The organism is Nocardia sp. NPDC058497, from assembly GCF_042720195.1.
Lineage (GTDB): Bacteria > Actinomycetota > Actinomycetes > Mycobacteriales > Mycobacteriaceae > Nocardia.
Genome location: NZ_JBHXMY010000203.1, coordinates 1 through 9,635, shown reverse-complemented (window position 1 = coordinate 9,635; position 9,635 = coordinate 1). Strand labels below are relative to the sequence as shown.

The 9,635-nt window shown below is 66.8% G+C and carries 10 protein-coding genes; 9 read left to right on the top strand and 1 reads right to left on the bottom strand.

The genetic code is table 11. The features are described 5' to 3' along the window. Positions 1-173 precede the first annotated feature (173 nt). Positions 174-2,393 carry a chromosomal replication initiator protein DnaA gene (gene dnaA, locus ACFWPJ_RS15830; protein WP_378851854.1) on the bottom strand — a complete coding sequence of 740 codons (2,220 nt, stop codon included), beginning with the start codon at positions 2,391-2,393 and terminating at the stop codon, positions 174-176. A 653-nt stretch (positions 2,394-3,046) separates the two neighbouring features. Between dnaA and rpmH the strand changes: the two genes are divergently transcribed. The 9 genes from rpmH to ACFWPJ_RS15785 all read left to right on the top strand — a co-directional run. Next, positions 3,047-3,190, top strand: coding sequence for a 50S ribosomal protein L34 (rpmH, locus tag ACFWPJ_RS15825; protein ID WP_071932098.1), 144 nt, complete (start codon positions 3,047-3,049; stop codon positions 3,188-3,190). Positions 3,191-3,212: 22 nt separating this feature from the next. Beyond that, complete coding sequence (gene rnpA, locus ACFWPJ_RS15820) at positions 3,213-3,632, top strand: ribonuclease P protein component (RefSeq protein ID WP_189031760.1); 420 nt, start codon at positions 3,213-3,215, stop codon at positions 3,630-3,632. Beyond that, complete coding sequence (yidD, locus tag ACFWPJ_RS15815) at positions 3,629-3,928, top strand: membrane protein insertion efficiency factor YidD (protein ID WP_378851851.1); 300 nt, start codon at positions 3,629-3,631, stop codon at positions 3,926-3,928. The genes rnpA and yidD overlap by 4 nt, the downstream gene beginning before the upstream one ends. Before the next feature lie 4 nt (positions 3,929-3,932). Then, entirely contained in the window at positions 3,933-5,009 is a 1,077-nt protein-coding gene (gene yidC / locus ACFWPJ_RS15810) for a membrane protein insertase YidC (RefSeq protein ID WP_378851848.1), read from the top strand. A 24-nt stretch (positions 5,010-5,033) separates the two neighbouring features. Then, positions 5,034-5,567 (top strand): protein jag, encoded by a 534-nt coding sequence (locus ACFWPJ_RS15805; protein WP_375932076.1) that lies wholly within the window; start codon positions 5,034-5,036, stop codon positions 5,565-5,567. 89 nt (positions 5,568-5,656) lie between these two features. After that, complete coding sequence (rsmG, locus tag ACFWPJ_RS15800) at positions 5,657-6,397, top strand: 16S rRNA (guanine(527)-N(7))-methyltransferase RsmG (RefSeq protein ID WP_378851846.1); 741 nt, start codon at positions 5,657-5,659, stop codon at positions 6,395-6,397. A 451-nt stretch (positions 6,398-6,848) separates the two neighbouring features. After that, on the top strand, positions 6,849-7,844 hold the full coding sequence (locus ACFWPJ_RS15795) for a ParA family protein (RefSeq protein ID WP_378851843.1): 996 nt from the start codon (positions 6,849-6,851) through the stop codon (positions 7,842-7,844). Positions 7,845-7,875: 31 nt separating this feature from the next. Then, on the top strand, positions 7,876-8,904 hold the full coding sequence (locus tag ACFWPJ_RS15790) for a ParB/RepB/Spo0J family partition protein (RefSeq protein WP_378851840.1): 1,029 nt from the start codon (positions 7,876-7,878) through the stop codon (positions 8,902-8,904). 127 nt (positions 8,905-9,031) lie between these two features. Further along, positions 9,032-9,635: GNAT family N-acetyltransferase (locus ACFWPJ_RS15785; RefSeq protein WP_378851838.1), on the top strand; the 604-nt coding region annotated here is incomplete at its 3' end.

The following is a 9,635-nucleotide window of genomic DNA, read 5'->3' as shown; positions in this document are numbered from 1 at the left end:
GTTTCAAACGGGGTTGTGCCCCACCCCCCCACACGCCCCCCCCCCCCCGTGGGCCCAACGGGGACAAAACGGGTTTTTTACAGGTCGTAGTCCACAGGGATTCCTCGAGGAATCCACAGGGCAAAAAAGAACACCGCCCCAGGTCAGGGCGGTGTTCGAGGGTGTGGATGAAATCAGCGGGAGCGCTGTTTGATCCGGGCTGTGAGTTCTTGCACCTGGTCGTAGACGCGGCGCCGCTCGGTCATCTCCTTGCGCACCTTCTTCTCCGCGTACATCACCGTGGTGTGGTCGCGACCGAACGCCTGCCCGATCTTGGGCAGCGACAGATCGGTGAGCTCACGGCACAGGTACATGGCGATCTGACGGGCCTGCGCGAGCGGCCGCGCCTTGCCGGGCCCGGTCAGTTCCTCGAGCGTCGTATTGAAGTACTCGGCGGTGACGGCCATGATCGTCGCCGCGTTGATCTCCAGCGCCGCGGTGTCGGGCATCAGATCACGCAGCACCACCTCGGCCAGCGACAGATCCAGCGGCTGACCGTTGAGCGAGGCGAAGGCCGTCACCCGGATCAGCGCGCCCTCGAGCTCGCGGATATTGCGCTCCACCCGGCTGGCGATCAGCTCGAGCACGTCGTGCGGCACATCGAGCCGGTCCATCCGCGCCTTCTTGCGCAGAATCGCGATGCGGGTCTCCAGTTCGGGCGGCTGCACATCGGTGATCAGGCCCCACTCGAAGCGCGTGCGCAGCCGCTCCTCCAGCGTCGCCAGCTGCTTGGGCGGGCGATCGGAGGAGACGACGATCTGCTTGTTCGCGTTGTGCAGGGTGTTGAAGGTGTGGAAGAACTCCTCCTGGATGCCTTCCTTGCCCTCGATGAACTGGATGTCGTCGACCAGCAGGATGTCGGTCTCGCGGTAGCGCCGCTTGAACGCGACCTTGCGGTCGTCGCGCAGGCTGTTGATGAAGTCGTTGGTGAATTCCTCGGTGGACACGTACTTCACCCGCATGCCCGGGAACAGCCGCTGGGCGTAGTGCCCGGCCGCGTGCAGCAGGTGCGTCTTGCCCAAACCCGAAGCGCCCCAGACGAACAGCGGGTTGTAGGCGCGTGCGGGCGCTTCCGCGATGGCGACCGCCGCGGCGTGCGCGAACCGGTTGGACGCGCCGATGACGAACGTCTCGAAGGTGTACTTGGCGTTCAAGCTCGCCGAGGAGGACGCCTGCGGAGGCGCCTCGGGCGACTTGTTGAAGTAGGTCGGCCAGTTGTTGCGGGCGTCGACCACCGGCTCGTCGTCGGCGGGCTCGGCGCCCGGCGTGCCCGGCCGCAGCGGTTCCGGCGCGGGCTCGATGGTGGGTTCCTCGGCCCGCGCGGCGATCGGCTCGTCCTGCTGCGGGCCGCGGCCCCGGCTCGGCGCGCGCTGCGGCGGCGGGTCGGGGGTGAACAGCGATTCCTGACCCGGCGGGATGTGCTCGCGTCGGGGCGAACCGGAGGGCTCCCGGCGGGCGGGTGGGGCGGCATCGGCCGGGCGCTGGTCGGGGCGCGCGCCACGGAACTCGCCACGACCGCCGAACTCGCCGCCGTTGAAGTCGGGTACCGGGTACGCCGCCGTCGGCTCGAAGTCGGTGCCGGGGAACTCGGCGCGGTCGGGCTGGAACTCCGGTGCCTGCCCGTACTCCGGTGCCTGTGCGTATTCGGGCTGCTGCTGCTGATAATCCGGCGGCTGCTGCTGGTACTCGGGCTGCTGGTATTCCGGTTCGGGCTGCCGGTACTCCGGCTCGGACTGGTACTCCCGATGACCTGCGTAGTCGGGACGCTCGCCGTACTCGCCCGCCTGCGCTGGGTACTCGCGGCCGCCGTAGCTGTTGCCGTAGTCACCGGTCGGCGGATATTCCTGCCCGCCCTGGTACTCGTTGCCGTACTCGCCGTTGCCCGCGGGGTACTCGCCGGCGCCGTAGCGGGGACGGCCGTACTCACCGCGCGCGGCGTAGTCGGGAACACTGAAATCGGGACCGGGATAGCCGGTCGGCGGGCGCACCTGCTCGCGCGGGCGCTCCGGCCGGCTCGTCATCCTGGCGTGCCGCGGCGAACTGCCCGCCCGCTCCCCCGCGGCCGGGCTCGGCGCGGCGATGCGCACACCCAATCCTTCGACCTGCGGACCGAGCCGGCGACCCAGCGAGCGCAGGATGGGTTCGCGCAGATCACGCTCGATCGCCTCCTGCGCGAGCGAGGACGGCACCGACAGCAACGCGAAGCCCTGGGCGACGGTGAGCGGTTTGACCAGTTTCAGCCAGGCCTGCTGCGCGCGGCTGACCGCGGGAATGGCGCCGTCGGCGGACCCGGTGGTGAGCTCGGCAACCACCTCAGGCCATACAGTGGCCAGCACATTCTGCTCGTCGTCCATGCAGCGTCCTCCCCGGACCGGTTGTTGGGGCCCACGGCCGGGAGCACGCGAGCAAACCACCTGTGAACAGGTGGAATCCAGTAATCCTGCGTACAACCGAAGCCGGTTCGAACGCCGTGCGGTCCCAGAATCTCCGAGTGCGGCGCGGGCACCGTCGGCCCTACGAATATGCCACTCCGGCCGTCTTTCCACACAATTATCCACAGATGTGGACAAACCTGGGGATAGAGGGAATCTGCCAGCGTGTGGCAGTGAATGGGGCTGGACCTGCGGTTCTTCAGCAATCCCCCGGCTACAGAGGTTAGCGGCCCCCGCCGCAGAAGGCCAGAGGTGTGGAGGAACTCACGAAAACTGCCCCGATGCGTGAGTGCGTCCCGGGCGTGTCGGCCCAGGTCGGCCCGCTCTCCGGCGACTCGCCGGGGTCCGGTAACCTGGACTTCGTGCCTGGCGCACGTGCTTGGGGGCCGAGTTTGACCCTGCGTAGCGGTATCAGTACCCTCGTACAGTCACCCCTTGGCGCGGTGGCGGCTGTGTGCTGCACGTCGATCGCCAAGGCTTTCTGCGTGTAGACCGCGGTCCGCTGCGCAGACATCCGAATCATTGAACAGACTTCGGGCGCCGAACGGTGCCCACCAACTCGAGGAGTGTTGACCGTGGCCAAGGGCAAGCGGACGTTCCAGCCGAACAACCGTCGTCGGGCGCGCGTGCACGGCTTCCGCCTCCGGATGCGTACCCGTGCGGGTCGCGCCATCGTTTCGGCGCGTCGCCGTAAGGGCCGTTCCGAACTGACTGCCTGATCGCGCGTAGTCGGACGCTCGGGTGTTGCCTGAGCCGTATCGGTTGCATCACCGTGCCGAATTCTCCCGCACGGTGCGCCGCGGTCAGCGAATCGGGAGGCGAGATCTCGTCGTACACGCGCTTACGCACACGTACGACGATGTCGCCGACGTCGATTCCCTGATCCGGGTAGGCGGTCCGCGGTTCGGGCTGATTGTGAGCAAGGCGGTGGGAAACGCGGTGGTTCGCCACCGGGTGGCCCGCCGCCTGCGTCATATGTGCGCCCAGGTCGTCGACGAACTGCCCGCCGGTACCGATGTCGTGATCCGGGCGCTGCCCGGCGCGGCCACCGCCGACTCCGCCGAGTTGCTGCGCCAGCTGCGCTCCGGCCTACGCAAGCTCGGACTGCGTACCGCACCGGAGCCCGCGCTCGGTCGCACCCCGGCCGGTGAGCGGCGATGAAGACCCTCACCCGGTTCCCCGCGAACGCGCTGATCTTCCTGATCGAGCTCTACCGGACCTATGTCTCCCCCACCCGGATGCCGATCTGCCGGTTCACCCCCACCTGCAGCGAGTACGCGGTGACCGCCCTGCGCACCCGCGGACTGCTCGTCGGGTCGGCACTGACGGCCGTGCGCCTCGCGAAATGCGCGCCCTGGCACCCTGGAGGGTGGGATCCCGTGCCAGAGCGCGGGTCGAATGCCTGCACAAAGTCATCGCCCGCGCTGATCGGCGATACGAACGACGGGAGTACCTAGAGCCGTGCTCGACATCATCTATTGGCCGGTATCCGCGATTCTGTGGTTCTGGCACAAAGCCTTCGGCTTCGTGTTCGGAGCGGACAGCGGGCTCGCCTGGAGCCTCGCCATCGTCTTCCTGGTTTTCACGCTGCGGCTCGTGCTGTACAAGCCGTTCGTCAAGCAGGTGCGCACCACCAAGCAGATGCAGGAACTGCAGCCTCAGATCAAGGAGCTGCAGAAGAAGTACAAGAACGACCGCGAGACCATGGCGCGGGAGATGCAGAAGCTGCAGAAGGAACACGGCTTCAACCCGCTGATGGGCTGCCTGCCCGTCCTGGTGCAGGTGCCGGTGTTCCTCGGTCTCTTCCATGTGCTGCGCTCGTTCAACCGCACAGGCAGCGGCTTCGGCCAGTTGGATATGTCGGCCTACGACAATGCTCACACCGCGAACTACATCTTCAGCGCGGCCGATGTTCAGTCGTTTCTGAGCGCCCGCATTTTCGGTGCGCCGATCGCTGCCTTCATCACCGCGCCGCAGAGCGAGATGGAAGCCTTCGCAGACTGGGGCGGCACACCGACCAGGCTGACCATCGCGCTTGTCGCGATCCCGCTGATGGTGATCGCCGGACTGGCGACCCACTTCAATGCGCGTGCCTCCGTCCAGCGCCAGACGCCGGAAGCCGCCGCCAACCCGCAGGCCGCGATCATGAACAAGCTGTCGCTGTGGGTCTTCCCGCTCGGCGTAATGGTCGGTGGCCCCTTCCTGATGATCGGCATCCTGATCTACTGGGTGGCCAACAACATCTGGACCTACGGTCAGCAGCACCTGGTGTTCGGCCGGATGGACAAGGAAGCGGAAGAAAAGAAGGCGAAGAAGCTGGAGCTGCGCGCGCAGAACGCGCCGAAGCCCGGCGCCAAGCCGGTCGACGTCCGTAAGAAGCAGGACGCCCCGGCCGAGGACACACAGTCGACCAACGGCACCGCCGCGTCCAACGGCACCGCCAAGCAGACCGCCAAGCAGGGTGGCGGTAAGCGCAGGCCCGGTGGGCAGCAGCGGCCGGGTAACCGTGGCCGAGCGAACCAGAAGCGTAAGCGCTGAGTGGCGATCAGATAGAGGAATCCAATGACTGTTGAGACCGAGACCGACGGAGGGGACGCCACTGTGGCGACGACTGTTGACGTCGTGAACGACGCCGAAGAAGCGTTGATCGAAGAGGGCGAGATCGCGGGCGACTACCTCGAGCAACTGCTGGACGTGCTCGACTTCGACGGCGATATCGACCTCGATGTCGAGGGCGACCGCGCCATCGTGAGCATCGACGGTGGCCGCGATCTGACCAAGCTCGTCGGACGCAACGGTGAAGTCCTCGACGCGCTGCAGGAGCTGACCCGGCTGGCCGTGCAGCAGGCGACCGGCGTTCGCAGCCGCCTGATGCTGGATGTGGCCGGCTGGCGCGCGCAGCGTCGTGCCGACCTGAGCGAGCTCGGCGTCGCCGCCGCGAAGCGGGTGCTCGAGTCGGGCAAGCCCGAGGCGCTGTCCGCGATGACTCCGTTCGAGCGCAAGATCGTGCACGACGCCGTCGCCGATATCGAGGGCGTGGCGAGCGAGAGCGAAGGTGTCGAGCCGAATCGCCATGTGGTGGTAGTGCCCGAGTAGGCTGACACCGCCGCGACCATGAAAGGGCCTCCGGTCTCGGACCGGGGGCCTTATTCATGTCCTCTTGCGATCGACCACCACTCGGAAGGATGTTTCACGTGGAACGAGAACTGGGTGCGCTGTCCGCCGAGCTGGAACCGCCTGCCGCCGCCGCGCAGGTGTTCGGCGACCGCCTGGACCTCGCCCGCCGATACTGCGCGGCGCTGGCTACCGCCGGCGTGGAGCGGGGCCTCATCGGCCCGCGGGAAGTCCCCCGCCTCTGGGACCGTCACATCCTCAACTGCGCCGTGGTCGGCGAGCTGATCGAGGAGAGCGCGGCCGTGGTCGACATCGGCAGTGGCGCCGGGCTTCCCGGTATTCCGCTGGCCATCGCCCGGCCGGATCTCCGCATCACCCTCGTGGAACCGCTGTTGCGCCGCACGGTCTTTCTGGGCGAGTTCATCGACGAGATCGGGCTGAAGAACGTCACCGTCGTTCGTGGCCGCGCCGAGCAGTCCGGTGTCATCAAGGAGGCCGGCGGCGCGGACGTCGCCACCTCGCGCGCGGTCGCCCCGCTCGCCAAGCTCGCGCACTGGTCGCTCCCCCTGCTCCGTGATCACGGCCGGATGCTCGCCCTCAAGGGAACGAGTGCCGCCGAGGAACTCGAACGCGATGGCGCCGAACTGATTCGCGACGGAGCCACCGATCTCCGGGTCGTCGGCTGTGGCGCCGGGATCGTCGAGGTCCCGACTCTCGTGATCAGCGCCGAACTACTCCCCCGCGCCGAACGTCCGACTCGTCGCGCCGGCCGGAAGGCTGCCGGTGCGGAGAAGAAGGCAGGGAAGCGGTAGTTCCGCTTTCGTAACGTGACGAAAGTGGCCGAGGGTGTTTGCCTATGGCCGCATCGGACCGAATTTCACTAGTTCCGGTGGAGTGCCGCAAACCGCTCTCCTGTCATGTTTCACGTGGAACGCGAACCCACCTTCTCTGGCGCTCATCCAGCCCGGGTGCCGCGCAATGACTCTCGCAATGAGGGTTGGATTGGCGGGGCAGTCGGCGGCGTCGTTTCCCGTGAAACATCGCTCTGGACACCAATTTGCGCGAACTTGGGTGTGTCCTTCCCGGCGTGCCGCGATTCAGCTTTCCTAACGGTCGCGGGGCTGGCAAGCTGTTCTCAGTCGGGCGTGCGCGCCGGGAGCCACCGCGGATGTGGCCGGACGCCCCCGAACTTGTTTGTGATGACACGGCGCCGACGCTCGGTCGGGAGTACGTGATCTGAGTTTCTCGGGTTAGGAGCAGTCTATGTCGAGCGGTCCGGCGAATGTTTCACGGGAAACAGCGTCGCGGGTCCCGGGGATGCTGGATTCCAGCAGCTTCGACGCGGAGACGTTCGGGAACACTCCTTTCGGGAATATCTCCCCGGCCGAGACCCCGATCGCGGCGGAAGCGCAACGCGCCAGCCAGATTCTGCATCCAGGAAAGGTCACTGTGCCGAAACCCCGCGAGCAACGGATCATCACCATCGCCAACCAGAAGGGCGGCGTGGGTAAGACCACGACGACGGTCAATCTCGCTGCGGCACTAGCGCACCAGGGCATGACGGTGCTTGTCGTCGATCTCGATCCGCAGGGCAATGCGAGCACGGCGCTTGGCGTCGCGCATCACTCCGGGGTCCCCTCCAGCTACGAGCTGTTGATCGGCGAAGTCGCCGTCAAGGACGCGATCCAGCAGAGCCCGCACAGCGAACGGCTGCTGTGTGTTCCGGCGACGATCGACCTCGCCGGCGCCGAGATCGAACTGGTCTCGATGGTCGCCAGGGAGGGTCGTCTGAAGACCGCGATCCACGAGGCGGCCATCGCCGGCTACGACATCGATTACGTCCTGATCGACTGCCCGCCCTCCCTCGGCCTGCTCACCGTCAACGCGCTCGTGGCGGCCAAGGAAGTGCTGATCCCGATCCAGTGTGAGTACTACGCACTGGAGGGCGTCGGCCAGCTGCTCCGCAATATCGGGCTGGTGCAGGCGCACCTCAATCCCGAACTCCACGTTTCGACCGTACTGCTGACGATGTACGACGGCCGCACCAAACTGGCCGACCAGGTGGCCGAGGAAGTGCGCAACCACTTCGGCGACGTCGTGCTCAAGTCGATGATCCCGCGCAGCGTGAAGGTCTCGGAGGCACCGGGCTACGGCATGACCGTGCTCGATTATGATCCAGGCTCCCGCGGCGCGATGAGCTACCTGGACGCGGGGCGCGAGCTCGCCGCCCGCGCCCAGCTTCGCCAGGACGCGTCGTAGTGAGTTGGAACGAGGAAGGGATCGGTAGCCGATGAGTCAGGCGAAAAAGGGCGGTCTCGGGCGCGGCTTGGCCGCACTGATCCCGACGGGTCCGGCAGCGACGGCGCCGGGTCTCAGCAGTGCCGCGGCGAGCGTGATCGGGATCAACCCGATCGGCCCGCAGCCGGCCGAGGCGTTCCTGCATCGCGTCCCGGATGCCGAACCCGAACCCGAGGAAGACCTCGTCTCCCCCGGCGGCGCGGTCTACCGCGAGGTGCCCGCCGAGCAGATCGTGCCGAACCCGAAGCAGCCGCGTCAGGTCTTCGAGGAAGAGGCACTGGCGGAGCTGGTGCACTCGATCCGCGAGTTCGGTCTGATGCAGCCGATCGTGGTGCGTCGTGTCGAACCGGGCGTCGACAAGTTCCAGTTGGTCATGGGCGAGCGCCGCTGGCGCGCGTGCCAGGAAGCCGGACTGGCGACGATCCCCGCGATCATCCGCGACACCGACGACGGCGCGATGCTGCGCGACGCGCTGCTGGAGAACATCCACCGCGTGCAGCTGAACCCGCTCGAAGAGGCGGCCGCCTATCAGCAACTGCTCGAGGAATTCGACGTCACCCACGAGGAATTGGCCACGCGAATCGGTCGTTCCCGGCCGGTGGTGACGAATATGATCCGACTGCTGAAGCTACCGATTCCGGTGCAGCGTCGGGTGGCCGCCGGAGTGCTCTCGGCAGGCCACGCCAGGGCGCTGCTCGGTTTGGATGCCGGTGCCGACGCACAGGAAGTGCTGGCGGCGCGGATCGTCGCCGAGGGACTGTCGGTCCGGGCCACCGAGGAAGCGGTGACGCTCGCGAACCGCAATCCGTCGGAGGTCGCTCCCCCGGCGCCGAAACGTAAGCCGATCCACATGCCGGGTCTGCAGGAAGTGGCCGAACGGTTGTCGGGCTCCTACGACACCCGGGTCACGGTCAGCCTCGGAAAGCGTAAAGGCAAGATCGTTGTCGAGTTCGGTTCCGTCGAAGATCTCGAGCGCATTGTGGCGCTGATGGAGCAAAGCGGCCCTGAAACGTCACTGTGACGGGGCACTCCCAGCCTTTCTACATAATTGAAAGAGGCGGCATTACTGTGGATAGTGATGTGGCGTGAGCGTGGATGAATCGGACAGCTGGAGGCTGAACAGAGCGGTGTCGACCAGCGTCACAGCCTTGACTCTCGACGGACTCGATCAGCTACCCGCACACACCCGGCGGTGTGTGTTCTGGGAGCTCGATCCGGCCGTCGCTGCCGACTCCCACGCCTTCAGCGATCCGGTCTTCGAGAAAGAAGCCTGGCTCTCGACCGTGATGCTCGAATGGGGCTCGTGCGGTCAGCTGGCGCATGTCGACAACAACATCGCCGGCTGCGCGCTGTACTCGCCCCCGAGTGCCGTGCCGCGGTCGACCCTGTTCCCCACCTCCCCTGTGAGCCCGGACGCGGTCCTGCTGACCACGCTCCAGGCCGAATTCCCCTACGAGGAGGCCGATGTAGCCCATCGGCTGATTCAGGGCGTGGTGGCCGATCTGGTGCGTCGCGGCGTGCGCGCGATCGAGGCGTTCGGCATTCGCAACGGGCCGGCGAGCAGCTCGCTGGCCGATCGCGGTCTCGGATCGTCGATGCGGTTGATGGAACGGATCGCCGCGCCCCGGCGGGATACCGCCGCCGCGGCCCACAGGACCCCCCGAAACAGCAAGATACACGCCGATTTACAAAACCACGTGGGGTTGTATCTGGTGGGCCCCCAGAACCCCGTACCCCCGCGGCGCCAGGGAC

What these genes read in the sequence shown, in the direction of transcription:
- dnaA (WP_378851854.1), bottom strand. Translation starts at nt 2,393, where the DNA reads ATGGACGACGAGCAGAATGTGCTGGCCACTGTATGGCCTGAGGTGGTT.
- yidD (WP_378851851.1), top strand. Translation starts at nt 3,629, where the DNA reads ATGAAGACCCTCACCCGGTTCCCCGCGAACGCGCTGATCTTCCTGATC.
- ACFWPJ_RS15805 (WP_375932076.1), top strand. Translation starts at nt 5,034, where the DNA reads ATGACTGTTGAGACCGAGACCGACGGAGGGGACGCCACTGTGGCGACG.
- rsmG (WP_378851846.1), top strand. Translation starts at nt 5,657, where the DNA reads ATGTTTCACGTGGAACGAGAACTGGGTGCGCTGTCCGCCGAGCTGGAA.
- ACFWPJ_RS15795 (WP_378851843.1), top strand. Translation starts at nt 6,849, where the DNA reads ATGTCGAGCGGTCCGGCGAATGTTTCACGGGAAACAGCGTCGCGGGTC.
- ACFWPJ_RS15790 (WP_378851840.1), top strand. Translation starts at nt 7,876, where the DNA reads ATGAGTCAGGCGAAAAAGGGCGGTCTCGGGCGCGGCTTGGCCGCACTG.